Source organism: Trichloromonas sp., assembly GCF_034006665.1.
Taxonomy (GTDB): Bacteria; Desulfobacterota; Desulfuromonadia; order Desulfuromonadales; family Trichloromonadaceae; genus Trichloromonas.
Window position 1 is genome coordinate 1 of sequence record NZ_JAVESI010000026.1, and the last position, 26,881, is coordinate 26,881.

The following is a 26,881-nucleotide window of genomic DNA, read 5'->3' on the forward strand; positions in this document are numbered from 1 at the left end:
ACCGGGTACCTGCCTCAGATGTACTGAGGGGAAGAATGGACAGGAGCCGTATACGAGGCCCGTACGTACGGTTCTGTGAGAGGGATGAGGCGAGCTTGATCTGCTCGCCTCACCCTACTCGATTGTGTCGTTTATGCTGTGCTTTACGTTAATTTTTTGCTCTTAGTTCTTTGACCTTTTCAAAACCGAGGTTGTAGGCTTTTTTGTTCAATTCAACGAAAGCAGCAGGAACTTTTCGAAGAACCGCCTTTTCCCCGATTTCACGGTCGACAACGTCGGTCAATGCGACCATTGCGCCCAAGGCGATTACGTTAGCAACAATTTCCCGACCAATTTCGAGCTTAGCCGTGCGCACAATCGGAAAACTATAGACTTTGAAATCGCCTTTCGGCACATTCTTTACAAAATCAGTGTCTATGAGCAACAGACCTCCCGACTTGATGCCGTTGGCATACTTGTCGGCAGCTTCTTGCGTCATAGCTAGGCAGGCATCAACGACTGTAGCCTTGGGATAGTCGATCGGAGCATCCGAGATGATAACCTCAGCCTTCGACGCCCCACCACGTGCCTCAGGACCATAGCTTTGCGACTGAACAGCGTACTTGTTGTCAATGATCGACGCTGCTTCCGCTAAAATTATTCCGGCCGTGATCAGACCTTGGCCACCAGCACCGGAGAACCGGAGTTCATATCTTTCAGCCATTTTCACATTCTCCTTAGTTCACGGTTTGCAGAATCAGGCGCCTTTGGCCTTGGCAATGATTTTGGCGTACTGTTCGCAGTATTCGGGCTTGTCTTCCTTGTACAAAACGCCGGTCAGAATTTTGCCTTCGAGTTGATCGGCTGACAATTTGGAGGCAGCGGCAACCGGTACGGCAGTATCCTTGAGGACCTTCATCATGTCGACGACACTGCGGAACTTGTTACGACGTCCGTAGCTTGTGGGGCAGTCGTCCACGACTTCGATGACTGCCATCCCCTTGTGCTGGATACCTTCGGCGATCAGCTTGTCAATCTGAGTCGCATGGAAGGAGGTGGTCCGGGCAACAAAGGTGGCGCCGGCGCCGATGGCCAGCTTGCTGATATCGAAAACCGGGTCAGGATTGCCGTAAGGGGTGGTTGAAGCCAAGGCGCCGGTCGGGGTACAAGGGGAGAACTGACCGCCGGTCATGCCGTAGATGTGGTTGTTCATGATCACATAGGTCATGTCGATATTACGGCGACAGGCGTGGATGAAGTGATTGCCGCCGATGGCAGTGCCGTCGCCGTCGCCGCCGCAACAAATAACCGTCATTTCCGGTTTGGCCATCTTAATGCCGGTTGCAAAGGCCGCAGCACGGCCATGAGCGGTGTGCAGGGTACAGGCATCAATATAACCAGGAAGCCGGCTGGCGCAGCCGATACCGGATACGATGGCGGTTTTATTTTTTTCCAGACCGCAGGCGTCCAAGGCCCGGATCAGGCCTTTCATGACAATACCGTGACCGCAACCGGGGCACCAGATGTGGGGGAGTTTCCCGGGACGGATCCATTTTTCGTAATCGTAAGCCATTTTACATTACCTCCTTGACCTTCTTAATGATCTGGTCGGGATTGATCGGCTCACCATCGACACGTCCGATATGGGCAACAATACAATTCCCTTTAGCTACGCGCTCAACCTCAACCACCATCTGTCCCAGGTTCAACTCCGGACAAATAATGGCCTTGGCCTGAGCAGCCAGTTCGGCAACCCGCTTCTCTGGGAAGGGCCACATGGTCAGGGGGCGGAACATACCAATCTTGACGCCTTCCTTACGCAATTCGTTTACGGCGTAACGTGCGCTGCGACTGGTTGTACCATAGGCAAAAAGGACAACTTCGGCGTCTTCCAGGTGATATTCCTCGTTTTTCTCAATGTCTGCTGCATTGAGGTTGACCTTGTCTATTTGGCGCTGTTCTTCTGCGGCTACCAACTCGGCCTTGGTGGTTGGGAAACCGTCAGGACCTTTATTCAAGCCTGTGACATGATAGCGATAGCCACTGCCGAAGGAAGCCAACGGGGGAATCATACCCTTGCTCGAATCATAGGGTTTGTAGTCCTCAGGAGCAACAGTAGGCTTGGCTCGATCAATGACTTCAAGTTCGCCGGGTTCAGCAAACTCAACACGCTCACGCATATGGGCACCGATTTCATCAAGCTGAATCTGCACCGGCATGCGATATTTTTCAGCCAGATTGAAAGCACGCACTGTCTCTTCGTAGATCTCCTGACAGGAGGCAGGGGTCAAAACGATAGCTGCATGATCTCCGTGGGTTCCCCACTTTGCCTGCTGCATATCCGATTGACTGGGGCCTGTCGGCATCCCGGTCGATGGGCCACCGCGCTGAATATTGGCAATGACACAGGGGATCTCGGCGATGCAGGCATAGCCAATCAGTTCCTGCTTAAGAGACATGCCGGGACCTGAGGTTGCATCAAGCACCTTGGCACCAGTGAGGGAAGCACCGAGAATCGACGCTATTGCAGCGATTTCGTCTTCCATTTGCATGAAAGTACCACCGATCTTTGGAAGTTCTTTAGACATATCTTCCGCAACTTCAGTGGAGGGAGTAATCGGGTAACCACCAAAGAATGTACATCCGGCATACAATGCGCCTTCGGCACAGGCATCATTACCCTGTAAGAGAGCTGTTTTTTTCGCCACGTTAATCGACCTCCTATAATAGATTAATCTTTGTGTACCTTGATGGCAAAATCAGGACACCGCAGCTCACATTGCATGCAAGCGATGCAATCGTCAGGCCTGGCAACCTTAACCACAAACGCGTCCATCTCCAGTACCTGTTTCGGGCAAAATTCGACGCAGATCGAACACCCCTTGCAGTACTTTTCGATGACTTCAATTCTTGCACTGCTCATTACCGATGATCTCCTTTTTTAGGTAGTTGACGCTGGCGTAACCGCCAGAAAAAGCGTCGAAATCCTAACACATGACCTTGTGGCATGCTACAAATTTAATGCATTCCGGTAAAAAAAACGGAAGCACCCAATAGAAAAAAAGGGCAATGTCGCCATTGCCCTTTTTGTTGGGGTTCGGCAAACCGCTTGTAATTACTTCATGCTGTCCACGAGGCCCTTGACGGCTTTAACAGACTTGTCCATCATGGCCTGTTCAGTGGCATCCAGTTTAAACTGCAGGATGCGCTCGACACCTTTCTCCCCGAGAACGGTGGGAACGCCGACGAAGTAGCCTTTAACGCCGAATTCGCCGTTGAGGTAGACGCAGCTGGGCAGAACGCGCTTTTGGTCCTTGAGAATCGCTTCAGCCATGGCAATGGCGGAAGAGGCCGGGCTGTAGAAGGCACTGCCGGTCTTGAGCAGGGCGACGACTTCACCACCGGCGCCGCGGGTGCGCTTGACCATGGCTTCCATGACTTCAGCAGCCTTGGCGGCGCTGCCGTACTTTTGCTCCAGGAGTTCCATGACCGGAATGCCCTGCACGCTGGCATAGCGGACCAGGGGCACCATATCGTCGCCGTGGCCGCCCAGGGTCATGGCGATAACATCCTTGACGGACACGCCCAGTTCCCAGGCGATGAAGGCCTTGAAGCGAGCTGAATCGAGAACGCCAGCCTGGCCGATAACGCGCTCGTAGGGGAAACCGGTGACTTTCTGGCAGAGCGTGACCATCGCGTCGAGGGGGTTCGAGATGATGATGACGAAGGATTTGGGAGCGTATTTTTTGATGCCTTCGGCGACCGAGGACATGATCTTGCTGTTGACTTCGATCAGGTCATCGCGGCTCATGCCGGGTTTGCGGGGCAGGCCGGCGGTCACGATAACGATGTTGGCGCCTTCGATGTCCTTGTAATCGTTGGTGCCTTTGAGACAAATGTCGAAGCTGTCAACAGGAGCAGCTTCGGCGATGTCGAGGCACTTGCCCTGGGGCAGTCCTTCGACGATGTCGAACAGGACGACGTCACCGAGTTCGCGCAGGGCGCAGAGTTGAGCCAATACGCCACCGATCTGTCCACCACCGATAAGAGCGATTTTCGGTCTTGCCATGATTTTCTCTCCTTATGTTGGGAAATGAAATTACGGAATCGGGGGAGATCGTTCCCCCGATTCCGCCAGCTTTGCCTGGAAAGTTACATCGCGTCGATGATTGCGTTCAGCGTCGCGCTGGGACGCATTGCCTTGGCTGTCTTCACCGGATCGGGGCGGTAGTAGCCGCCGATATCTACCGGCTTGCCTTGGCCGGCGAGCAGTTCCTGATTGATCTTGGCTTCGTTCGCGGCCATATCGGCTGCGACTTTGGCGAAGCGCTTGGCGATCTCGGCGTCCTTGGTCTGGGCGGCCAGAGCTTGGGCCCAGTACATGCCGAGGTAGAAGTTGCTGCCACGGTTATCGATTTCGTTGACTTTGCGGGAAGGCGCTTTGGCGTTTTCCAGATATTTGGTAACCGCTTCGTCCAGGGTGTCGGCGAAGAGCTGAACCTTGGCGTTACCGCTTTGCTTGGCCGCCAGTTCAAGGGAGGGGACCAGGGCGCAGTATTCGCCCAGGGAATCCCAGCGCAGATGACCTTCCTTGAGGAATTGCTCGACGTGCTTGGGTGCGGAGCCACCGGCGCCGGTTTCGAACAGACCGCCACCCTTGAGCAAAGGTACGATGGAGAGCATGCGGGCGCTGGTGCCCAGTTCGAGGATCGGGAAGAGGTCGGTGAGATAATCGCGCAGGGCGTTGCCGGTGACAGTGATGGTGTCTTTGCCGGCGCGGGCGCGTTCACAGGCAAGCTTCATGGCGTCGTCGGGACGCATGATGCGGATATCCAGGCCGGTGGTGTCATGATCTTTCAGGTAGGTGTTGACCTTCTGGATGATCTGGGCGTCGTGACCGCGACGGTCGTCCAGCCAGAAGATGGCGGGAGCGCCGGAAGCCTTGGCGCGGGTGACGGCCAGCTTGACCCAGTCCCTGATCGGCTCGTCCTTGGCCTGGCAGGAACGGAAGACATCGCCCTCTTCAACGGTCTGCTCAAGAAGAACCTTGCCGGAGGCGTCGACAACACGGATTTTGCCGTCGCCCGGAGCGTAGAAGGTTTTGTCGTGGGAGCCGTATTCCTCGGCTTTTTGCGCCATCAGACCGACGTTGGAGGTATGGCCCATGGTCGCCGGGTTGAATTGGCCGTGCTTCTGGCAGTCTTCGATGACGGTTTTGTAGATGGTTGCATAGCAACGATCGGGAATCATGGCGATGGTGTCCTGAAGTTTGTCTTCCAGGTTCCACATCTGGCCGCCGTCGCGAACGACAACCGGCATGGAGGCGTCGATAATGACGTCATTGGGCACATGCAGGTTGGTGATCCCGGCGCGGGAATCGACCATGGCCAGAGCCGGACGGGTTTTGTAAACGTCCATGATCGCCGCTTCGATTTCGGCGCGCTTGGCATCGGGGAGGCGCTTGATCTTGGCATAGACATCGCCCAAGCCGTTGCTGACGTTGACGCCCAGTTCCTTGAAGACGTCGCCGTATTTATCGAACACGTCTTTGTAGTAAACAAGGACGCATTTGCCAAAAATATAGGGGTCGGAAATCTTCATCATGGTCGCTTTGAGGTGCAGCGAGAGCAGGACGCCTTCTTTTTTAGCTTCTTCGATGGATTTGGCGTAGAATTCTTGCAGAGCCTTGATGTTGATCGACGAGGAGTCGAGAACTTCACCGGCTTGCAGAGGCATATCTTTTTTCAGAACCTTGACGCTGCCGTCTTTGCCCACGAATTCATAGGTTACCTTGGTCGCGGCGGGAACGGTAACGGAAGTTTCACTGGCGTAGAAATCCTTGTCGTTCATGTGAACAACGCGGGTCTTGGAATCTTTCGGCCAGGGCTTCATCATTTTGTGGGGGTTCTTCTGGGCGAATTTCTTAACCGAAGCAGCGGCGCGGCGGTCGGAGTTGCCTTCACGCAGGACCGGGTTGACAGCGCTGCCCAGACATTTGGCGAATCTTTCCTTGAGGGCTTTTTCCTCGTCGGTTTTCGGTTCGGCCGGGTAGTTGGGGATTTTGTAACCTTTGCTTTGAAGTTCTTCAATGGCTTCTTCAAGCTGAGGAATCGAGGCGCTGATGTTGGGCAGCTTGATGATGTTGGCTTCGGGTTTCTGGGTCAATTCGCCCAGTTGGGTCAGGAAGTCGGGAATCTGCTGCTCTTTGCTCAGCTGGTCGGGGAAGTTCGCGATGATGCGGCCCGAGAGGGAGATGTCCCTGGTTTCTACATTGACGCCGGAGCCCTTGAGGTATTTCTGCACCATGGGGAGCAGAGCGTAGGTTGCCAGCGCGGGAGCTTCGTCAATTTCGGACCAGATAATCGTTGCTGTTTTCGTTGTCATGTTCTCTCCTTAGTTTTTATGCCAGTATCGCCAGAGCTTGGAGCCAAAGGGGTAAAACAGACAACCTTCGGCAAGCTTGGATGTAACTCAGGATCGTTCTGCATCGAGCAACCTGGAACCGAACGGCGCGAGCGGGTATCGTGCCGGGAACCTTGCGGATTGCGGTACTTTGAGGACGAAGAGCGATTCATCAGGCCCTAAAGCGTGTATACAGTATGCAAAAGGTTAAGGCATGTCAAGAAAAATAGTGTTGCGCTGTTAGGGGGTTTGCTGTGGGCAGGCGGCACTTGCCCGGCCCTGGTCAGGGGGGCGCGAAAGAGTTTTTCATAGGGGGGGCAAGGGGAAAGATGTCGGATTTTTGGGCCAAGTTTCTCGTCTCGGCGAGTTCCGACGGGCTCTGGTTACGTGGGATATTGAGGGTTTGCCCAGCGTCGACCTGTCGGGGATCCTTAATCTGGTCACGGTTCGCGCGATAGAGCAAGGGCCAAAGCAGGGGGTCTTGGTAAATCTCCTTCTTCGCGGCGATGATCCAAAGGGTTTCACTCGCGATGACGGTGTAGCTGGAGGGAAGAGCCGGCGTGGAGGGAGATTTGCCGGTTCCTTCGTTTTCGGTGGAAGCTTTCTTTTTCGTCGTCGATTTGATTTTGGTTTTGGAAAGTTCGGGACGGGAAGGTTTGGGGGCTGTAGGAGATGGAATTAGTTGCGTTTGGTTCTCTTCGCGGAGGCGCTCTTTGAGTCCCAGGAGTTTTCCCTGGATGCGGCGTTCTTCGTCATCGCGGCGTTTTCGCTCAACACGGGCCGCTTCGGCAGCCTGGAGCGCCAGGTCCTCGGCGTAGGGAAGGGTTTTTCGGGCCTGACGATACGCGCAGTTGGCCATGAGGGCTTCGCCGGTGTCGAGGGCTTCCCGTGCGGTTCGATATCGTGCCGAAGCCAGTTCGGCAGCACCGCCGGCATGGGCTTCGGCGAAGGCCGCGCGCGCGGCTTTGAGTTCCCGGTGAGGAGGGAAGGCGCAGCCGTAGATGAAAGAAGAAAGGAGGATCGCTGGAAGAAGAAATCGGTTCATGCGACGGTCTTTGTCGGCCGTTGAATCCGCGAAGGAGGCTTGGGCCGGGAGGGCGCCGGTTGTGGGCACCCTCCCGGTTTCCGGGCTTACTTGGGTTTGACGGCCAGCTTGATATGCAGTTCGCGCAGCTGTTTTTCGTCGACCGAGCCGGGGGCTTCCGACATCAGGCAGGTGGCCTTCTGGGTTTTAGGGAAGGCGATGACGTCGCGGATTGACTCGGAACCGGTCAGAATCATGGTCAGACGGTCGAGACCGAAGGCGATGCCGCCATGGGGCGGGGCGCCGAATTCCAGGGCGTCGAGAAGGAAGCCGAACTTGACTCTCGCCTCTTCCTCGCCGATGCCCATGAGTTTGAACATCTGACTTTGTACCGCCTGGTCGTGGATACGGATACTGCCGCCGCCGATTTCCGAGCCGTTGAGCACCAGGTCGTAGGCCTTGGCCCGGGCCTTGCCGGGATCGGTGGCGAGAAGAGGGACGTCTTCGTCCATCGGCGCGGTGAAGGGATGATGGACGGCGACGTGGCGGCGGGTCTCCCCGTCCCATTCGAGCAGAGGGAAGTCGGTGATCCAGACGAAGCGGTAGTCGTCCTTTTTGGCCAGGCCGAGGCGTTGGCCGAGATGTCCGCGCAGGCGGCCGAGGGCTTCGTTGGTAACCTTGAAGGAGTCGGCTACGAAGAGCAACAAATCGCCGAGTTGGGCATCCAGACGGCGGTTGAGGGCGGCCAGTTCATCGGCGGTGAAGAATTTGGCGATGGGCGACTGCCAGCCTTCCTCGGTCATCTTCACCCAGGCCAGCCCCTTGGCCCCGTAAATCTTGACGAACTCGGTGAGTTCATCGAGATCCTTGCGCGACAGGGTAGCGCCGCCCTTGACGTTGATCGCCTTGACCAGGCCGCCGCCGGCAACGGCATCGGCGAAAACCTTGAAGCCGCAGTTCAAGACCAGGTCGGAAAGTTCCACCAGTTCCAGGTCGAAGCGCAGATCGGGATTGTCCACCCCGTAGCGGTCCATGGCTTCCTGGTAGGTCATGCGGGCCATCGGCAGGGCGACTTCGACGCCGATCGCCTCCTTGAAAATGGTGGCGATCATTCCCTCCATCACCCGGATCACGTCGTTCCGATCGACGAAGCTCATCTCGCAGTCGATCTGGGTGAACTCGGGCTGGCGATCGGCGCGCAGATCCTCGTCGCGGAAACAGCGGACGATCTGGAAGTAGCGGTCGAAGCCGGAAATCATCAGTAGCTGCTTGAAAAGCTGGGGGGACTGGGGCAGGGCATAGAAGGTACCGGGGTTGACGCGGCTCGGCACCAGATAGTCGCGGGCGCCCTCCGGGGTACTCTTGGTCAGAACCGGGGTTTCGATATCGAGGAAGCCGTGGCTGTCGAGGTAGCGACGGACGGTGCGGGTGACTTGGTAGCGCAGCATCAGGTTGTTCTGCACCGTCGGCCGGCGCAGGTCAAGATAGCGGTGCTTGAGGCGGATGTTTTCCGCGACCTCGGTATATTCGTCGAGCATAAAGGGCGGGGTCTTGGCGCTGTTGAGAACGCGCAAATCACTGACCTCAACTTCGACCTCGCCGGTCTTCATCTTGGGATTGACGGTCCCCTCGGGGCGTGGGGAGACCTTGCCGCGGACGGCCACCACGAATTCGTTACGGACCCGGTCAGCCTTGCCGTGAGCTTCCGGATCGCGGTCGGGGTCAAGGGCGAGCTGGACGATCCCCTCGCGATCCCGCAGGTCGATGAAGATCAGGCCGCCATGGTCGCGGCGGCGCTGCACCCAGCCCATCAGACAGACTTCCCGACCGATTTCCGCGGCGGTCACGTTGCCGCAATAATGACTTCTTTTCCAGTCTCCCAGTACCTCGTTCAAGTTCATATCCTCCCTGTATCGATAAGTTGTGTTGTCGAAAGCCGAATCTTGCGAATTGGCAATTATAGTGATGCACTCCAAGGGTCGTCAAGAACTATCCCGAGCCGATTTGTTCAGCGGTTGAGGGCCGCATCCTTCATCAGGAAATCCTCGATGTTGTCTAGGGGGATGCTCTCCTGGGTGCTGGTTTCCATGGTTCGCAGCTGCCCCTGACGACGAGCGAGTTCTTCTTCGCCGATGATCAGCACCCGCTTTGCCATCAATTTGTCGGCCCGTCGCAGCTGAGCTTTGAGGCTTTTGCCCTCATAGTCCATCTCGACATGCAGGCCGCGTCGTTGCAGACGAGACATGAGCCCGAAGGTGTAACGGGTGGCTTCCTCCCCGAGGGCGGCCAGGAAGAGCTCGGGAGAGGAAGGCTCGATGCGCGTATCCCCCTTCATCAGTACCAGACGCTCGACGCCCATGGCAAAACCAATGCCGGGTAGGGGCGGCCCGCCCAGATCCTTGATCAGCCCATCATAACGGCCGCCGGCGGCGACCGCATTCTGTGAGCCCAAGCTGCTGGTCACCATCTCAAAGGTGGTTTTCGTATAGTAATCGAGGCCGCGCACCATGCGTTCATTGATGGTAAAAGCGGTGCCTACTTCCCGCAGATGTTCCTGTACGCCGGCGAAGTGTCCTCGGCAGGAGCCGCACAGATGATCGAGAACCGACGGTGCCCCGCCGGTCGCCTCCTTGCAGCCGGGCACCTTGCAGTCCACCACCCGCAGGGGGTTGGTCCGGTAGCGGCGGCGGCAGTCGTCACAGAGGGCATCCAGGCGCTTTTCGAGAAAGCCGGTCAGCGCCTGGCGGTAGCCGGGGCGGCATTCGGGGCAGCCGAGGGAATTAATTTGCAGTTCCACATCGGCGATGCCGACGTTCGCAAAGTAATGGGTGAGCATGGTCAGAATCTGGGCATCGATTTTCGGATCTTCGACACCAATAACCTCGGCCCCGATCTGATGAAACTGCCGGTAACGCCCTTTCTGCGGGCGTTCGTAGCGGAACATCGGGCCCATGTAAAAGAGCTTGGCGATGGGGTCGCGGGTATGCAGCTTGTTTTGGATGAAAGCGCGTATGACCGGCGCGGTTCCTTCCGGGCGCAGGGTCAGGGAGTTGTCGCTTTTGTCACGGAAGGTGTACATCTCTTTTTCGACGATATCGGTGGTTTCGCCGATGGACCGTTGAAAAAGCTCGGTCTTTTCCACCACCGGGACGCGGATTTCGCAAAAACCGTAAAGGCCGAAAATCCGGCGCGCCTGTTCTTCGAGAAACTGCCAGGTTTCTACTTCTCCCGGCAGGATGTCGTTCATGCCCTTAATGCCTGTGATGCTCACGCCAGCAAACCTTTCATTGAGTTCGAGGATAAATGTTTGGGGTGTCGCAGGGCGGAATGGGGCGGGTTGGGGCCCTGTCGGGACCGCTGTCCCGGTTCCGTGCGGCGGAGGTTTCAACGCTTCGGGTGGGGATTTGACGGGGGATGTTTCATTCTTTCAATGTCGCGGCGGCGCGGGTGACGTTTCGTACCAGCTTGCCCTGATACATGGCCTGGTCGGCCAGGTCGATGAGTGACTGCTTGTTGGTCGCGTCGCTGGGATAGACCGCGTGTCCTACCGTGGCGGTGATCCGTACCGGCGTGGAACTTTCCGCGAGAAATACATGGTTTTCGATGGTCCGGCGGATACGTTCACTGACCACGGAGCTACCGTATGAGCCGGTTTCCACCAACAGGGCAGTGAATTCATCGCCGCCGTAACGGAAGGCCAGATCGACCTCGCGAATACAGCCGCGCAGCAGGTCGGCGACCTCGCGCAGAACACGGCTGCCGACCAGATGGCCATGACTGTCATTGACCCCCTTGAAATGGTCGAGGTCCATGAAGATCATAGAAAGTTCCTGGCCGTAGCGATCCGCGCGACGGATTTCCTGGTCAAGCATGACTTGCAGGTAGCGGTAGTTGTGCAAACCGGTCAGATCATCGATATAGATGAGGTCCTTGGTCCCCTGGAACCGGCAGGCATTGTAAAAGCCGCTAGCCGTTTGTTCCGCCAGAAACAGCAAGTTTTCATAGGGGAAGGGAGAGGACAGGTCGGCGCCGGGAGCGTTGTACAGAAAGAGGGCGCCACGCAGATGCTTGCCGAAGCGCAGGGGGAAGACGCACAGTTCCCGCAGGTCTTGTGGAAAGGCGATATTTTCCGGAAGTTCGCCGCGACGTATCAGGCGTAACCCGTTGATATCGCGTAATCCCGGGAAAAGGGCCTTGGCCATGGCAAGCAGGCGCACGTCGCTGTCGTTGCCCTGCTTACCGAGAAGGCGCGGGGTGCGATTGCGTTCCTGCAGAAAAGCGAACCCGCGTCCTTCGCCCATCTCCCGCAACAGGGTTTCGGTCGCCTGAGGCATAAGCCGGTCGAGATCCATCTGCGCTGCGAGACTCTGACCCGCTTGGTAGAGGCGGATCTGGCTCTTGAGCAGCGAATTCTCATCGAGCAGGCGCCGTTGTTCGATGCAGCTGCGCACCAGGTGCCGCAACTCCTCGGGGTCGAAAGGTTTGAGCAGATAGTCGCGGGCACCGCTTTTCAGGGCGTGTATGGCGGTTTCGAGACTGGCATGGCTAGTGGCCAGGATCACTTCGGGAGGATTGTCGAGTCCCCGCGCCAGACGCAGAACATCCAGCCCGCCGATGCCGGGCATGATCATATCGGTTAGGACCACATCGATTCCGCCTTGGCGCAGACGGGTCAGGGCACTGTCTCCGGTGGCGACGCTTTCGATCTGGTAGCCTTCCTCGGCCAGCAACTCGGAATAGAGGCGGCGAAAGAACAGTTCGTCATCGACAACCAGAATGGTAGGTTTCTTCATTCCGAGGTGCTCCTCATAGCTAGAATAGCAGAGTAGCAGAGTGCCTATTTGGTGTCAACGGAATAGCCTTTTGTTCCAATGGGTTGCTTGCCAGGTAAGGGCATTGCTGAGGAATCTCAGAGAGCCGTGGAGGTCGGTGCGCCAAAGGGGGATATCCCGCGCTTCCAGGGCGTCTGTCACCCGGGGGTGGGGAAACCGGAAGCGGTTGCCCAATCCCAGCGAAGCGAAAGCGAGCTTCGGATGCACTTCGTCGTACAACCTTTCCGGGTGGCATTTACCGCTGCCGTGATGGGGCAGTTTCAACAGATTGACGGGATGAGGCAAGGGGTGCGCCAGAAGCTGTTCGATCCCCGCCTCCTCCAGGTCGCCGGTCAGTAGGACGCCATTGTTGCCATGCCGGACAAGCAGAACGAGAGAGGCATCGTTAAGATTGTCCGTCATCTGCTGCGGGGTGAAAGTCCGGATCGCTTCACCTTTTTTTTCGTAGCGCAGGCTCCAGCCGGGCGGCGGAATGACGATGGGAACCCCGCTCTTGGCGAGGGCGCCGCGCAGGGATTCATTCAGCCGCTCGGGGGGCTGAGCCGTCCAGAATTCGGCCACGGGGAAGTCCTCCAGAATCCGCACGAGCCCCTGGCTGTGATCGGGATGATCATGGGTGAGGATCACCGCTTCGAGGCGGCGTACCCCGAGTCGGCCGAGGGCCGGGGCGAGCAGACGGCGGCCGACATCGAACCGGGGGTCGTGGGAGCCGCCGCCGTCAATGAGATAGTGCCGATTTCCTGACAACGTCACCAGGGTGGCGTCCCCCTGACCGACGCTGAGGGCCGTGACGACCACCTCCGACACAGACGGTTCAGGCGCGATGAACAGCAGGGCGGACAAAAGGGCGCAGCCGGCTCGTGCCAGTCGGAATCGCCGGGATCCGCCGGGCAGCAACAGGCTTGCGGCGAGAAGCGCGGCGCCCGCCAGAAAGATGGGGGAAGCGTAGCAAGTCAGTGCTTCGAAAAGAGGGAGAGCGGTCATCCGATCGACCAGTTCCAGCACTCCGAGGGTGACCTCGGCACAGGCGGTGAAAAGGAGGTTTGCGCCTGTCTCCCATAAGGGGAACAGGAGCGCTCCGCCCAGACCGAGGGGAACGGCGACGAGGCCGATGAGCGGGACGGCGAAGAGGTTGGTGACCAGTCCGGCGGGGGCTAGCAGGTGAAAGTTGGCCAGGACCAGCGGGGTTGTGGTGATCGTCGCCGCGACGGTGGTCAAAGCGAGCCCGACCAGGTACCTCAAGGATTTTGAACGAAGCCGTGAACCGGGATACCAGCGGGGCACCAGGACGAGGATGCCGAAGAGTCCGGCGAAGGAGAGTTGAAAGGCCGGTTGGAAGAGGATCAGCGGTTCGGCGAGGAGGAAGAGAAAGGCGCACCCGGCGAGAAGTTTCAGCGGTGGCGTGCGCCGGTTCAACGGCATCAGCAACGCGACCGTCGCGAGCATGACAAAGGCGCGGCGAGTGGCGATGCCGTCGCCGGTGAGCAGCAGGTAGCCGAAGAGCGGGACCAGCAGCGGCAGCGGCAGCAGCCGACGCGCCGGGGACAGCAGAAGCAGGCGCTCGGAGCGGCGATAGAGGTGGTTGGCGGCGGCATAGAGCAGGGCTGCGACCAAGCCGAGATGTAGTCCCGAAATCGCGAAGAGGTGGGCGACCCCACCTCGGGCAAGGCGCTCGCGATCTTCTTCGGGCAGGGTGCTCTTGTCGCCGATGACCAGGGCTCGAACCAGCGGCGCCGCCTTGGCGGAAACCGCTCCGTCGATGGCCGCGCCCAGGCGTTCCCGCAGGCGTGCCGGAGTTCGTATCACCCCCGGCGAATCGGTGAAGACCACCAGTTCGCGGGTGTTGGTCAGGTGAGCCGTGGCAAAGATATCCCGATAGGCCAGATGTCGGGGGTAGTCGAACTCACCGGGGAGCCCGTAGGTATGGGGTTCACGAAACCGTGCGCTGAAACGGACCCGGCTGCCGGTGCGCGCCGGGCTTTCCCCATGGTCGATAGAAACTCGCAAAATGCCGAAGACGGCTCGACTCCCCTCGTCGTCGCTGATTTTTTCCGTAGCCACTTCCAGGCTGAGACCGCTTTCCGGCCGCGGGGTCAGGGTGCGGATCCGCCCTTCGATGATCCAGGGCTGGTCGCCCGCGAAAGCGCGAATGTGTCGGGGGGAGGCCGGTGGGGTGAGGGCTTCCTGATAAAAGGCGATGCCCAGCAGGGCAAAGAAGAGCAGTGGCGGGACGATACCGAGGCGGCGGAAGAAGAGCGCGCAGAGCCCGGCGGTGAACGCGCAGAGGCCGGGAAGCGTGGGCGAATCCCAGGGGGCGGGGAGATAGGGAGAGCCGGCCAGGCCGATGATATAGGCCGTCAGGTAGTGCCAGATCCCCATTTTCTTCTCAGCGCGGAGCGCCGATGGCCGCAAGCAGGGCTGTCAGGCGATTGGGCCGGGTCGGTTTCGGCGTCGCGCCTTCCGCAGGCAGACCGACCAGTCGTCGGTAGTCTCCCCCTTGCGAGGCGCACCGGGACGGCCGCAAAGGGGTGACCCTGGCGCCCGTCTCTTCCAGCAGGTGTCTTTTGGTCGGTTCGGTCCCTTGCCGAAAAAGGACATTTTCCGCTTCAATGATGAAGGATTCCAGAATCGGGGGGAGGGTGTCTTCGAGTTCTGGCCGCTGGGCTAAGGAGAGAACCAGCCAGAAAGGCAGGGTCGCCAGGTTGTGTGTCTTGAACAAAAGCAGGCCTCCCAAACAGGTCGTTGACCCGAAGCGCGGGTTGACGGCTACGTTAGCACAGCCGCCGGATTTTGCCTAGGGTGACCGGTGCCGAGGGTTTTTCCCGGCGGGTCGCGGGCTTTTCGTTTGCGTGCCGTGATGCCGGCAGCCGCTGCCCCCGGGGCTGCCGGCGCTCAAGCGCTGGTGAGTTTTTTGCGGTCGGCTTTTCCGCTTTCGGCGGCGGGGCCGAAGGAAGAAGCAGGTGGGAAAAGCCGATGGTGAGAAAGCCCAGCAACATCAATATTTCAAACATGGCCATTATCCTTTCTGGTTTGATGGCCCGATGATCCACCCATTGTGTGACAGAATAAGTCACAATATTCGTCGGCCCCCTGGCCCGGGATTGTTTGGCATTTTTGCCGCATCCATGTATATATGAGGCCGCCCGGTTGCTGACGGGGAGTGATTTCAAGAGGACGAAGCGCATGAACGTGATTGATGTCAACGGGTTGTACAAGAGTTATGGCGCGCGGTTGGTGCTTGACGGACTGGCATTTGCCGTGGCCGAGGGGGAGAAGGTCGGGGTCATCGGTCGTAATGGCTGTGGCAAGTCGACCCTGCTGCGGGTGCTGGCGGGGGAAGAAGATGCCGATGGCGGTGAGGTGATGCGCAAGCGGGGGCTGACGGCTGCCTATCTGCCCCAAGAACCGGAACTCGACCCCGATCTGACCATCGCCGAGACCCTGGAACGGGCGTTGGCGGAAGCGCGCCGGAATCTTGCCCGATTTTACGAGATCGCTGCGCGCCTGCCTGCCGCCGACGCCGACGAAGGGGAGAAGCTGCTGGCGGAACAGCAGGCCCTGCAGCTTTGGCTCGACCACCATGGCGCCTGGGATCTCGGCCATCGCATCGCCGACATCTCCGGGCGTTTCGGTATCGTCGACCCGACCCGACGGGTTGGTGAACTGTCGGGCGGCTGGGTCAAGAAAGTGGCCCTGGCCGCGATGTTTTTGCGCGAACCCGAACTTTTGCTGTTTGATGAACCGACCAACCATCTCGATGCCGAAACCGTCGCCGCCCTTGAAATCATGCTGTGCCGGTATCCCGGCGCGGTCATGCTGGTGACCCACGATCGCTATTTTCTCGACCGGGTGGTGGGGCGCATGTTCGAGTTGGAACAGGGGGTGTTGACCCAGTATCAAGGGAACTACAGCGACTACCTGCGCCAGAAGCAGGAGCGGCTTGAAGCCGAAGGCCGGGCCCAGGGTCGTCTGATGAACCTGCTGCGGCGGGAGGAGGCCTGGCTGCATCGGGGGGCCAAGGCGCGCACCACCAAGCAGAAGGCGCGTATCGGTCGGGTTGAGGGACTGCGTGGACAGAAAAAGGATTTGCGGGTGCGCGACGTCAAGCTCGAATTTGCCGCCGAGCAACGCCTGGGTGGCACCATTCTCGAATTCCAGGACCTGGAGATCGAACTGGGCGGCCGGCGCCTGGTCGCGGGACTCTCCTTCATCCTCCGCAAGGGCGAGCGCATCGGTATCCTTGGTCCTAACGGTTGCGGCAAGACCAGCCTGCTCAGAACTGTGCTGGGCGAGTTGAAACCCGCGGCGGGAGAGGTTGTGGTCGGCAGCAATACGCGCATCGGCTATCTCGACCAGGCCCGAAGCGGGCTCGATCCCGAGCAGTTTGTCCATGAAGCGCTGGGGGAGGGGGAGTGGGTTGAGGTTGCCGGCCGGAAACGGCACAAGATCGGCTATCTGGAAGACTTTCTCTTCCCCGCCGCAGAGCAGCGCAAACGCATCAGTACCCTCTCCGGCGGCGAACGGGCGCGGCTGCTGTTGGCCTGTCTGATGCTGAAAGGGGCCAATCTACTGATTCTCGACGAGCCGACCAACGATCTCGACATTCCCACTATGCAGGTGCTGGAAGAGGCCTTCGCCGACTTTTCTGGTTGCGTGCTGGTGGTGACCCACGACCGCTGGTTTCTCGATCGGATCGCCACCGGTATCCTCCATTTCGAAGAGGCCGGCCGGGTGGCCTATTACGAGGGGAATTACGAGGATTTCCTCCGCTTTCAGGAATTGCGGACGGAGGATGAACGGCAGGCGCGCAAGCTGGAAGTGAAGCCGGCGGTGGTCGAGCCGAAGGCGCGGAAGAAGACCGGTCTTGGCTACAAGGAAAAGCGCGAACTGGAAGCGGTAGAGCGGGAAATTGCCGAACTGGAGCAGACCAAAGCCGACTATGAAGGGCTGCTCGCCGATCCGGCCCGCCTGGGGGATCATCTGCGCCTGGCGGAAGTGGCCGAATCGCTGCAGGAACTCGATTCCCGTCTGGAACAGCTGTTCGAACGCTGGGAAGAGCTGGAAACCCGCAATCAGGGGGGGTAAGGGGTTTTTTGCCGGCCCGTTCACTTCTCCACAACGACGCTTTTCCCTTTGTTTGGAAGTTTCTCCCCTGCGAGACCGTCGGCGGCAATCTCTTCTGCCTGGCGCCCCTCTCCGAAGATGCCCGGATGGTCGATCTGCTTGACAGGAGCGACTACGGAGCCCGTCGGTTCTGGGATCAGGAAGGTAGGCGATATTGAAGAACTTCACGCTACGCCGGGAGACGGCGTCAGGTTTTTCGGGATTGAATTCACCGGTCCGCGTTAAATGGCGGATTCTCTGCCCCGTCGTTTGCAGCGCTTTCCTTATCCCGTCATTTTAATCCCTCCCTCAGGAGGAACCCTTTTTCCTGCCCCGCCAAGGGTTTATTTTTGAACGACTTCCGCGTTGACAATCTCCCGTTCAATCGTATACAGTATGCAAGTTTCCGGTTCCGTAGCGCGCCTTCGCGCACCTTTTTCGCCGAACTGGCAGTCTTTCGATAAAGACCTCTGTCGGCCGTATTCAAGGGGCCGCTTCGCGAGGAAAGAACGTCCCCACTACATTGAGGAGGAGAGAGATGATCGAAGCATATCTGAAACATGAGGAAGAGCGTAAGGCCCAAGGCATTCCCGCGCTTCCCCTGAACCCCGAGCAGGCCGCCGATCTCTGCAAGCTGCTGCAGGCACCCCCCGCCGGCAAGGAAAGCTTTCTGCTGAATCTGTTCAAGGAGCGCATCTCCCCGGGGGTTGACCCGGCCGCCGAAGTCAAGGCCGATTTCCTCGGCAAGCTCCTCAAGGGCGCGGTCAGCTCTCCGCTGATCAACAAGAAGGATGCCATTAAGATCCTCGGCACCATGATCGGCGGCTACAACGTCAACCCCCTGGTCGAAGCCCTCAAGGATGCCGAACTGGCCGACGACGCGGCCGCCGCCCTTTCCGGCATCACCCTGGTTTACGATGCTTTTGATGACGTGCTGGCGCTGTCCAAATCCAATGCCGCCGCCAAGAAGGTTGTTGAATCCTGGGCCAACGCCGAATGGTTCACCTCCAAGCCGGCCATGCCCGAAACCATCAAGGTCAAGGTTTACAAGGTTGACGGCGAAATCAATACCGACGATTTCTCCCCGGCCGGCGATGCCTGGAGCCGCCCCGACATCCCGCTGCACGCCCTGGCCATGGGCAAGACCCGCTTCCCTACCGGCAACGCCGAAATCGCCAAATTCCGCGATGATGGCTTCCAGGTTGCCTTTGTCGGTGACGTCGTCGGCACCGGCTCCTCCCGCAAGTCGGCCTGCAACAGCGTGCTCTGGCACATTGGCAATGAAATTCCGGCCGTGCCCAACAAGAAGACCGGCGGCATCATTATCGGCGGCGTTATCGCCCCGATCTTTTTCAACACTGCCCAAGACTCCGGCGCCCTGCCGCTGAAGATGGACGTGACCGGCATGAACACCGGCGACGTCATCGTCATCAATACCAAGAAGGGGGAAGTGACCAACGAAGCCGGCAAGGTCATCACCACCTTTGAAATTGCGCCCAATACCGTTCCCGACGAATTCCGCGCCGGTGGCCGTATTCCGCTGATCATCGGCCGCAGCGTGACCAGCAAGGCCCGCGCCGCTCTCGGCCTGCCTGAGACCGAGGTCTTCACCAAGCCGGTCAATCCGGTGCCCAAGGCCGGTCAGGGCTACTCCCTGGCGCAGAAGATGGTTGGCCGGGCCTGCGGCGTTGCCGGTATTCTCCCCGGTACCGCCTGCGAGCCGAAGATGACCACCGTCGGCAGCCAGGATACCACCGGCCCGATGACCGCTGACGAACTGAAAGAACTGGCCTGCCTCAAGTTCCAGGCGCCCATGTTCATGCAGTCCTTTTGCCACACTGCCGCCTATCCCAAACCGGCGGACGTGAAGATGCACAAGACCTTGCCCCATTTCGTCGCCGAGCGCGCCGGTGTCGCCCTGCGTCCCGGTGACGGCGTCATCCACAGCTGGCTCAACCGTCTGCTGCTGCCCGACACCGTCGGCACCGGTGGCGATAGCCACACCCGCTTCCCTATCGGCATCAGCTTCCCGGCCGGTTCCGGTTTGGTTGCTTTCGCCGGCGCCATGGGTTTCATGCCCCTGGATATGCCCGAGTCGGTGCTGGTCCGCTTTAAGGGGCAGCTCAACCCGGGCATCACCCTGCGCGACGCGGTCAACGCTATTCCCTTCTGGGCGATCAAACAGGGTCTGATGACCGTGCCCAAAAAGAACAAGAAGAACATCTTCAACGGCCGCATCCTTGAAATGGAAGGTCTACCCAATCTCTCCGTTGAGCAGGCTTTTGAGTTGACCGACGCCGCCGCCGAGCGCTCCGCTGCTGCCGGCTGCATCCAGCTCTCCGAGGAGTCGGTCTGCACCTATTTGCGCTCCAACGTCGCCCTGATGAAGAAGATGATCGAAGATGGTTACCAGGATCCCCAGACCCTGCAGAACCGTATCGACGCCGTCAACGAGTGGCTGAAGGCGCCCAACCTGCTCAAGGCTGATGCCAACGCTGAGTATGCCGCCGTCATCGAAATCGATCTGGCTGACATTAAAGAGCCGATTCTGGCCTGCCCGAACGATCCGGACGATGTCAAACTCCTCTCCGAAGTCGCCGGTACCCCGATTCAGGACGTTTTCCTCGGTTCCTGTATGACCAACATCGGCCACTTCCGCGCCGCCGCCGAGATCTGGCGCGGTCAGAAGTTCAATCCCAACGTCCGCACCTGGATCTGCCCGCCGACCCGTATGGATCAGCAGCAGCTCAAGGAAGAGGCACTCTTCTCGGTCTATAGCGCTGTGGGCGCCCGCATCGAAATCGCCGGCTGCTCGCTGTGCATGGGCAACCAGGCCCGCGTTCCCGACGGGGTGAATGTGTTCTCCACCTCGACCCGTAACTTCGACGACCGTATCGGTACCGGCGCCAAGGTCTACCTCGGCTCCGCTGAACTCGGCGCGGTGACTACCAACCTCGGAAAACTGCCGACTCCGGCCGAGTATCTGGCGGTTTACAAGGAGAAGGTCGCGCCCAAGGCTGAGCAGATCTACAAATACCTGCAGTTTGATGAAATGAACGGCTACCGCAAGTAAGCCGAGGGTTTTTCCGAAAGAAAAATGCCCCTGCCGGATTTCCCCGGCAGGGGCATTTTCGTGGTGCGCCCGGTAGGTCGCGTGGCGCGTAAGCGCCATCGATTCAGCTGTGGTGGCTGAATCGTGAATTGGAGGTGGAAGTCCTCTATCGGCTCGCCAAGGGGAACGATTAGCCGGACGGCAAGGGTGTCCACCGCGAGGTGGAATCTGAAGGAAGCCGCAGGCAAAGCACTGGCCTGACGAACAGGAATCGCATACGAGGCGGCCGCGCCGGGTGAGAAGGCTTACTATCTTCAAAGCCCGATACTTGTGATTTTTCACGACCATTCCCCCACCTGAACTCCTGATTTTTCAGGAGCATTCCTCCGCCCCTTTTTCAAGAGCATTCCCCCACCCCTGAGATTATCGGCACGGCGCTGTTTCTAACCTTCTTTCATTCCCCCGCTGGAGGAAGGAAGGCATGGCACACAAGGAGTACGGCGTGACGGATATTCTTGACCTTTTACGCAGGGTGAAAGCCAAAGACAGCCAGCGCCGCATTGCCCGGGCGACAGGCATGGACCGCAAGACCGTGCGCAACTACCTGGGGCTCGCCGCCGAGCATGGCTTTGCCAATTCGGTTGCCGACGATCAGTTGTCCGAGATCGCCGCGGCCTTCTTTTGCCAAGTGCACGGTGGCCAGAGTAGACCATCGGAGCCGGGCGCTTGCGCGCCACTTCTGCCCCACCGCGAGTTGCTTTCCGGTTGGCTGGAGACGGACGGACTGTCCCTGACCAAGGCCCACATCAAACTCGGCCGCATGGGGGTCGACGTCACCTACAGCACCCTCTACCGCTATGCCCGGGAGACCCTCGGCTTCGGCGGCCCGAAGGTGACGGTGCGCATGGCCCAGACCGAACCGGGCGAGGTGGCCCAATGCGATTTCGGTCGCATGGGGCTGGTGTTCGACCCCGAAACCGGCAGGGACCGGGTGCTGCACGCCCTGGTGGTAACCCTGGTGTTCAGCCGGCACCAGTATGTCTTCCTCACCCATCGTCAGGATCTGGATGCCCTGATCGCCGGGATCGAGGAAGCCTGGGAGTTTTTCGGCGGGGTCTGCAGGCGCCTGATTCCCGATTATGTTCTCGGGAACATAATCGATGATCACCAGTTCCGGCACGCTGCCGAAGAACGCAAAGGCGCGGGCGTGGGAGCCGAGCCAGTCGGACAGGCCCTGACTCAGCGTCGCCTTGGCAAAGGTGTAGCTGCTGGCTCCCAGCACCGCGACGAAGATCTGGGCCTCGCTGATCTCGCCGGTGTGCGGATTGACAATCGGCAGGGTGTGACCGGCGTAATCGACGAACAGCTTCTCCCCGGCCTTGTGCACCTGGCGCATGGAGATCTTCAGTTTACGTGCCCAGCGGCGGTACAGTTCACAGAAATGGCTGTAGCGATACCCCTGCGGATGCTCGGCAATATATTCCTCCCAGAGTAGCATCAGGGTGACACCTTTACGCTTAAGCTCATTGTGGAGGTAGGCGCAGTCCGGCAGCGGACGGTGGGAAGAGACAACCGCAGCGGCAGGAGGAAACAGCAGATTGTAAAGCTGCTGATCGGTCAGTGAATCGGCTCAGCCCGGCCATGTTGGCCCGCTGCAGATAATCGCCGACCGTGGTGCGGGATATGTTCAAACAGCGGGAGATCGGGCGTTGCCCGAGACCGCTGTCATGATGAAGACGGAGTGTTTCTCTGATCTTGCGCATGGATAACCTCTTGTTTGCCAACGGTGCACCTCCTGGAAAATAAAATTTCCAAGGTTGTACACCAGGTTATCCAGCGTCGCGTTTCGATTCCGGAGGAAACTGGGCCAGTTTGCGCCGGAACGGGTGGCCCAGTTTGCAGCGGAATCGGTGGCCGGATGGTCCCGGAATCCGCAACTTGGCAGTGTCGCCGGGAATTCTGTCGTCAACGATTGTGCTGGCATAGTCCCCTGATTCACCGACCGCCAAATCGTTCTCTATCCTTCTCCCCCCTCCCGCAACAACTCCAGCAGGTCCTCCGCCGAAACGCGTAGGGCCGTTTCCGTTCCTTCGAGCAGGGAGTCGGCCAGTTCGCGTTTTTGGCCGTGCAGGGCGACGATCTTTTCTTCGATGGTGTTGGCCGCGACCAGACGATAGACCGTGACCGGGCGGAGCTGGCCGATGCGGTGGGCGCGGTCGGAGGCCTGATCCTCAACCGCCGGGTTCCACCAGGGGTCCATGTGGATGACGTAGTCGGCGGCGGTGAGGTTGAGGCCGACGCCGCCGGCCTTGAGACTGATGAGAAAGAGCTCCCCTTGTCCAGCCTGAAAGGTGGCGACCTGGGCTTGGCGTTCCTTGGCCGGGGTGGAGCCGTCGAGATACTGGTAGGCGATGCCGTCCTTGTCCAATTCCGCCCGCAACAGATCGAGATGGGCGACGAACTGGCTGAAGACCAGCGCCCGGTGGCCGTTGGCCCGCAGTTCGTCGACGATCTCCCGGAAGGCCGCGAGCTTGGCGCTGGGCAGGGCGCTTTCCGGCAGCACCAGGCGCGGATGGCAGCAGGCTCGGCGCAGGCGCATGATTTCGGCGAGGATGCGGATCTGCCGCTCGCCGGGGGACTGCTCTTCGGCCTCGCCCAAGTTGTCCAGGGCCTTGCGTCGCAGGGCTTCGTAGAAGGCCGCTTCTTCCGTGGAAAGCTCCACCCGCTGGACGATCTCGGTGCGCGGCGGCAACTCCTCCAGCACCTGGCTTTTGCTGCGGCGCAGGATGAAGGGACGGATAAGTTTTTTCAGCAGGGTGCGGGCAGACTTGTCCCGCTCCCGTTCGATGGGGTGGGCGAAGCGGGCGGTGAAGGACTGGTGCGAGCCGAGCAGGCCGGGATTGAGAAAGCGGAACAGGTTCCAGAGTTCGTCCAGGCGGTTTTCCACTGGGGTGCCGGTGGTGGCGACGCGGAATCCGGCATTAAGCTGCATCGCTGCCTGGGAGCGCTTGGTGGCCATGTTCTTGATTGCCTGGGCTTCGTCGAGCACCACCGTTTCCCAGCGGACGCCGGTCAGCCGTTCGGCTTCCTGCTGAAACAGGGTGTAGCTGCAAATCGCCAGATCGAAGGGTTGCAGCGATTCGACGAAGGCTTGCCGGTCGCTGCCGCCGAAGAGTCGCGGCCGCAAGGTCGGCGCGAAGCGGCGGGCCTCGCTCTCCCAGTTGAGACAGACCGAGGTCGGCGCCAGCACCAGCGCCGGTCCCGACGGGGCGCGGTCGATGAGCAGGGCCAGCGCCTGCACGGTTTTGCCCAGGCCCATGTCGTCGGCGAGACAGGCGCCGACCCCCCAATGGGCCAAGCGGCTGAGCCATTCGAAGCCTTCCCGCTGATAGTCGCGCAGTTCGGCGCGCAAGGTGGCGGGGACCGTTGGTTGCAGGGCTTCGGCGGCGCGGAACCGTCCCAGCGCTGTTTTCCAGGATTTATCCCCCTTGAGCCCGCCGACGCCGCCCAGCGCCTCGTTCACCAAGGGCGCTGCCAGGGGATGGAAACGGGGTTCCTTGCCGTGCCGGTCCACCACCCGCCGCAGCTCGTCCAGCCGCCGGCGGAATTCCTCGGTGAGGGCGACGAATTCCCCGTCGGCCAGGGGGATGAAGCGGCCTTTTTCCTGCTCGGCGAGTTCCAGCAGCCGTTGCAGCGACAGCACCTGATCCGCGTCGAGGGCGATTTCACCCTCCAGCGAGAACCAGTCCTTGCCCGAACGTACCGCCAGCTTCAGCCGCTCCCACGAGGCCGTGCCGCGCAGCCTGAACTTTTCCCCTTCCGGCCAGCGCAGGACATAGTCCTCGGGATCGGCGCGCAGCAGGTCGTGCAGCGCTTCAAGCAGTTCCAGGGCCTCTTGCGGCTCTTCCAATCGCCAGAACCCATCGTGGCTTGCACAGGACTCGAAACCGCTCCAGCTTTGTAGCAGCGTTTCGTGGCGCCGTCGTTCCAGAATCTGATCCCGCTGGCATTGCCGCTTTTTCCCCTCGATCTCGGCGATCACCGTCGCCCCGCCCTGACTGGGGAGGAAGCGAGGGCCCCGCTCGCCGAAGGGGAAAACCCGCGTCTCGACGCTGATTCCCGCTCCCGACGGGCGCAGCAGCAGATACAGGCGGCTGTCCGCCTCCACCGATTCGGCGGCGAGATTCTCCCCGGCCAGGTCGGAGTGGACCAGGACGTGGGGGGAAACGGCGGTGATGGCGGCGAGGAGCTCCTTCTCCCCTGTTTCGGGCACGGTCAGCTTTTCGCCGAGAATGCTGGCGATGCGCCGCTGTTCCACCGTCGGTTCGTAAAGGCGCAAGCGTGTCGGTCCTTCCCAACTCCAGAAAAAATTCTTGTCCGGATCGGGCAGGGGCGCCAGGCGCACATTCAGTTTCCCCTGGGCGCGCAGCACTTCCAGGGTGAACTCCCCCTTGGCCAAGGTCAGCGGCTCTTCCTCGTGGCCTCCGTTAAAAACCAGCGGGTGATCGATCAGGGCGCGCAGGGTCTTGGCGATGTCGAATTCGTAGACCATCTGGGCATAGTAGCCGTAGTTGTAGGTTCGTTCCTTGCGAATGCAGGCGATAGCTTTGTGATCTTGGGGCGTGAGGAAATCGAGACGCGCGCTCTCCTCCGCCAGCCGTTTCAGGGCGACGTTACGCCCCTTGCTCCAGCCCCGGGCGCCCAGCTTCTGTTCGACGGGCTGGATAGTGATATGAGAATCTTTGCCATAGATCAGCCAGATCAGACGGGAGGCCTTGGCGGCGACGGTTGGGGATGTCCCGGCAGCGACCGCGCCGGAGCCCAGAGTCAAGAGCGCCTTGAGGGAGCGCTGCCAGTTTTGCTCGTCCGTCCTCCCCCCGGTCAGACCGGTGATCCCCTCCTCGGCGAAGAGTTTCGTCGCCCACTCGGGTCGCACCTTCCCTTTCGAATCGAAGGCTTCGAGCAGCAGAAGCGCTTCGCCCCCCAGCCAGAGAAATCCCGAGGCATGGGCGGCTTCCGTGACCTGGGACAGTGTCTTGCGATGAGGGGGAATCAAATCGGTCTTGAGCTCGAAGGCGACCAGACAGCGGATGAGATGTTCGAAGGGTTTCAACCTGTCTTCCCGGCGCAGAAAATCCTTCAGCACCGTGGCGCTGCGGTTGCTCCCCTGTTTTGCCTCGGCCAGCCGGCTCAATAGATCGAGGAGGAAGCGGGTACTCCCCGATTCTTTCTTCAAGCCGATGGCGGCCAACTGGACGGCGCTCTTCAGGTATTCCGGCAGCCCGGCGCGAAGCAACGCCAACTGGTGAAAGACGCCGATCATCCCGGGAAAACAGATCTTGCGTTTGCCCGTCTCCTTTTTGATGTGTGTCAGCCCCTGTTCAAAAAGGAGGACGGCTTCTTCGACCTGCCCCCGCGCCAGGGCGATGATTCCGGTCAGTTCGGTGAAGGCCTGCAGGCGCAGTTGCGCGATGGCCGCTTCCGCCGCTTGCAGTCGGCCGCGCATGATCCTATAGAAAACCACATGGTATTTCGCGTTCAGTGGCGTCTCCGGAGTGTCGCCGACACAGCCGTCGAGGATGTTAAACGCGTCCGACGGCGCCAGTCGCAGGAAATCCCGCATGGTCAGGTCGACCAGAATGGTGGCCCAGAGGTTGGGGGGGAGGGACTTGAACCAGTCACCGTCCATAGCCCGGTCGAAGAGCAGACCATAGGGAGAACCGTCGAAGCGCGAGTGGTAAAAATCCAGAATCCGTGCAACTTCCGACAGGTCACGCAGATAGATCGCTCGTTGCAGATCCTGAAGGCAATGCTCCAGGCTTTTGTAGTAAATGTTGCGGATGCTTAACTTGACCGCCTCGGCGAAATCGGGGAGCGTCCCTTGCCGGTCCAGTTCGCGCAGAAGGGGATGCCGCAACTCCGGGCGCAACAGGAATCCCCCTTGAATCTCCGTGGCCAGCCCGGCTTTTTGCAGGTTTTGCAAGAGCGGCAGAAGGCTGGGTCCATAAATGGCGCGCCCCGTGTCGTGCCGGATCCCGGCTCGGGTCAGGCATGCGGCGAGGTTGCTACGGGCCACCGGCGCCAGGAAAAAGGCCAGCATCCGCGCGACCTGCTGTTCCACGGCCGGAAGCTTGCGGAAGGCGGTCAGAAGTTTTTCGGTGGCGGGATCGATGTTGGACACGGGGCGGACCTCCGGGAGGAAATCAAATCGGCCAGGGATGATAGCACTCGGGGGAGGGGGTGTCGACGGTGTTGATGGCGCGGCGCCGCTTGGGGGGGAGGCGACGGGGCTTGCCGTTGAAACATCCGGCTATTTGGTCGCGGCACAAGACGCGACCCCGGTACCTTTGCCCGGAAACCGCCGCCTGGCGAACGGGCTTCTCTTCCTCGTGCCCCCATGCTACAATCCCTCCCCTTTGAAAATCGAAGCCGTCTCTCGCCCGCTCCCTCCAGCTTTTCTCTACGCCCTCCGCGTGCTCAAGTGAGCGC

The 26,881-nt window shown here is 59.8% G+C and carries 18 protein-coding genes and 1 pseudogene; 4 read left to right on the top strand and 15 right to left on the bottom strand.

Going from position 1 to position 26,881, the window contains the following annotated elements; genetic code table 11:
• Window positions 1-148: 148 nt before the first annotated feature.
• From RBR25_RS10770 to RBR25_RS10795, 6 genes are all read right to left on the bottom strand, one after another.
• Complete coding sequence (locus tag RBR25_RS10770; protein WP_432819556.1) at window positions 149-703, bottom strand: 2-oxoacid:acceptor oxidoreductase family protein; 555 nt, start codon at window positions 701-703, stop codon at window positions 149-151.
• Between the two features lie 33 nt (window positions 704-736).
• On the bottom strand, window positions 737-1,552 hold the full coding sequence (locus tag RBR25_RS10775; protein WP_432819557.1) for a 2-oxoacid:ferredoxin oxidoreductase subunit beta: 816 nt from the start codon (window positions 1,550-1,552) through the stop codon (window positions 737-739).
• Window position 1,553: 1 nt separating this feature from the next.
• Window positions 1,554-2,687 carry a 2-oxoacid:acceptor oxidoreductase subunit alpha gene (locus tag RBR25_RS10780; protein ID WP_432819558.1) on the bottom strand — a complete coding sequence of 378 codons (1,134 nt, stop codon included), beginning with the start codon at window positions 2,685-2,687 and terminating at the stop codon, window positions 1,554-1,556.
• Window positions 2,688-2,710: 23 nt separating this feature from the next.
• A complete protein-coding gene (locus RBR25_RS10785; protein ID WP_432819559.1) occupies window positions 2,711-2,902 on the bottom strand; it encodes a 4Fe-4S binding protein in 192 nt (63 codons plus the stop codon).
• Between the two features lie 192 nt (window positions 2,903-3,094).
• Entirely contained in the window at window positions 3,095-4,048 is a 954-nt protein-coding gene (mdh, locus tag RBR25_RS10790) for a malate dehydrogenase (RefSeq protein ID WP_432819560.1), read from the bottom strand.
• An 83-nt stretch (window positions 4,049-4,131) separates the two neighbouring features.
• On the bottom strand, window positions 4,132-6,363 hold the full coding sequence (locus RBR25_RS10795; protein ID WP_432819561.1) for an NADP-dependent isocitrate dehydrogenase: 2,232 nt from the start codon (window positions 6,361-6,363) through the stop codon (window positions 4,132-4,134).
• 700 nt (window positions 6,364-7,063) lie between these two features.
• On the opposite strand from RBR25_RS10795, the gene RBR25_RS10800 reads away from it, so the two are divergent.
• Window positions 7,064-7,450: a hypothetical protein gene (locus RBR25_RS10800; protein ID WP_432819562.1), complete on the top strand. Its 387-nt coding sequence runs from the start codon at window positions 7,064-7,066 to the stop codon at window positions 7,448-7,450.
• A 62-nt stretch (window positions 7,451-7,512) separates the two neighbouring features.
• Here the strand turns inward: RBR25_RS10800 and aspS are convergent, their stop codons facing one another.
• From aspS to RBR25_RS10830, 6 genes are all read right to left on the bottom strand, one after another.
• Window positions 7,513-9,306, bottom strand: a complete 1,794-nt coding sequence (aspS, locus tag RBR25_RS10805; RefSeq protein WP_432819563.1) for an aspartate--tRNA ligase — start codon at window positions 9,304-9,306, stop codon at window positions 7,513-7,515.
• 107 nt (window positions 9,307-9,413) lie between these two features.
• Window positions 9,414-10,652 carry a histidine--tRNA ligase gene (gene hisS, locus RBR25_RS10810; protein ID WP_432819595.1) on the bottom strand — a complete coding sequence of 413 codons (1,239 nt, stop codon included), beginning with the start codon at window positions 10,650-10,652 and terminating at the stop codon, window positions 9,414-9,416.
• Window positions 10,653-10,824: 172 nt separating this feature from the next.
• Window positions 10,825-12,198: a diguanylate cyclase gene (locus RBR25_RS10815; RefSeq protein WP_432819564.1), complete on the bottom strand. Its 1,374-nt coding sequence runs from the start codon at window positions 12,196-12,198 to the stop codon at window positions 10,825-10,827.
• Between the two features lie 54 nt (window positions 12,199-12,252).
• Window positions 12,253-14,616, bottom strand: a complete 2,364-nt coding sequence (locus RBR25_RS10820) for a DNA internalization-related competence protein ComEC/Rec2 (protein WP_432819565.1) — start codon at window positions 14,614-14,616, stop codon at window positions 12,253-12,255.
• 7 nt (window positions 14,617-14,623) lie between these two features.
• Window positions 14,624-14,956, bottom strand: a complete 333-nt coding sequence (locus RBR25_RS10825; RefSeq protein WP_432819566.1) for a hypothetical protein — start codon at window positions 14,954-14,956, stop codon at window positions 14,624-14,626.
• Between the two features lie 52 nt (window positions 14,957-15,008).
• On the bottom strand, window positions 15,009-15,248 hold the full coding sequence (locus RBR25_RS10830) for a hypothetical protein (RefSeq protein ID WP_432819567.1): 240 nt from the start codon (window positions 15,246-15,248) through the stop codon (window positions 15,009-15,011).
• 172 nt (window positions 15,249-15,420) lie between these two features.
• Here RBR25_RS10830 and RBR25_RS10835 point away from each other — a divergent pair, with 172 nt between their 5' ends.
• From RBR25_RS10835 to acnB, 3 genes are all read left to right on the top strand, one after another.
• Complete coding sequence (locus RBR25_RS10835) at window positions 15,421-17,322, top strand: ABC-F family ATP-binding cassette domain-containing protein (RefSeq protein ID WP_432819568.1); 1,902 nt, start codon at window positions 15,421-15,423, stop codon at window positions 17,320-17,322.
• Between the two features lie 8 nt (window positions 17,323-17,330).
• Window positions 17,331-17,519, top strand: coding sequence for a hypothetical protein (locus RBR25_RS10840; protein ID WP_432819569.1), 189 nt, complete (start codon window positions 17,331-17,333; stop codon window positions 17,517-17,519).
• Window positions 17,520-17,878: 359 nt separating this feature from the next.
• Window positions 17,879-20,413, top strand: a complete 2,535-nt coding sequence (acnB, locus tag RBR25_RS10845) for a bifunctional aconitate hydratase 2/2-methylisocitrate dehydratase (RefSeq protein ID WP_432819570.1) — start codon at window positions 17,879-17,881, stop codon at window positions 20,411-20,413.
• A gap of 1,135 nt (window positions 20,414-21,548) precedes the next feature.
• Here acnB and istA read toward each other — a convergent pair.
• The 3 genes and pseudogenes from istA to RBR25_RS10860 form a co-directional block, all read right to left on the bottom strand.
• A pseudogene (istA, locus tag RBR25_RS10850) lies at window positions 21,549-22,155 on the bottom strand (IS21 family transposase); the annotation flags it as partial.
• A 254-nt stretch (window positions 22,156-22,409) separates the two neighbouring features.
• The gene (locus tag RBR25_RS10855) at window positions 22,410-26,573 is read right to left on the bottom strand and encodes a DEAD/DEAH box helicase (RefSeq protein ID WP_432819571.1); all 4,164 of its coding nucleotides are present in this window, start codon (window positions 26,571-26,573) and stop codon (window positions 22,410-22,412) included.
• 22 nt (window positions 26,574-26,595) lie between these two features.
• Entirely contained in the window at window positions 26,596-26,721 is a 126-nt protein-coding gene (locus RBR25_RS10860) for a hypothetical protein (protein WP_432819572.1), read from the bottom strand.
• Between the last annotated feature and the right edge of the window lie 160 nt (window positions 26,722-26,881).

Coding starts and splice junctions, on each gene's coding strand:
- RBR25_RS10770 (WP_432819556.1), bottom strand. CDS start 703: ATGGCTGAAAGATATGAACTCCGGTTCTCCGGTGCTGGTGGCCAAGGT.
- RBR25_RS10775 (WP_432819557.1), bottom strand. CDS start 1,552: ATGGCTTACGATTACGAAAAATGGATCCGTCCCGGGAAACTCCCCCAC.
- RBR25_RS10785 (WP_432819559.1), bottom strand. CDS start 2,902: ATGAGCAGTGCAAGAATTGAAGTCATCGAAAAGTACTGCAAGGGGTGT.
- mdh (WP_432819560.1), bottom strand. CDS start 4,048: ATGGCAAGACCGAAAATCGCTCTTATCGGTGGTGGACAGATCGGTGGC.
- RBR25_RS10795 (WP_432819561.1), bottom strand. CDS start 6,363: ATGACAACGAAAACAGCAACGATTATCTGGTCCGAAATTGACGAAGCT.
- aspS (WP_432819563.1), bottom strand. CDS start 9,306: ATGAACTTGAACGAGGTACTGGGAGACTGGAAAAGAAGTCATTATTGC.
- hisS (WP_432819595.1), bottom strand. CDS start 10,652: ATGAACGACATCCTGCCGGGAGAAGTAGAAACCTGGCAGTTTCTCGAA.
- RBR25_RS10815 (WP_432819564.1), bottom strand. CDS start 12,198: ATGAAGAAACCTACCATTCTGGTTGTCGATGACGAACTGTTCTTTCGC.
- RBR25_RS10820 (WP_432819565.1), bottom strand. CDS start 14,616: ATGGGGATCTGGCACTACCTGACGGCCTATATCATCGGCCTGGCCGGC.
- RBR25_RS10830 (WP_432819567.1), bottom strand. CDS start 15,248: ATGTTTGAAATATTGATGTTGCTGGGCTTTCTCACCATCGGCTTTTCC.
- RBR25_RS10835 (WP_432819568.1), top strand. CDS start 15,421: ATGAACGTGATTGATGTCAACGGGTTGTACAAGAGTTATGGCGCGCGG.
- acnB (WP_432819570.1), top strand. CDS start 17,879: ATGATCGAAGCATATCTGAAACATGAGGAAGAGCGTAAGGCCCAAGGC.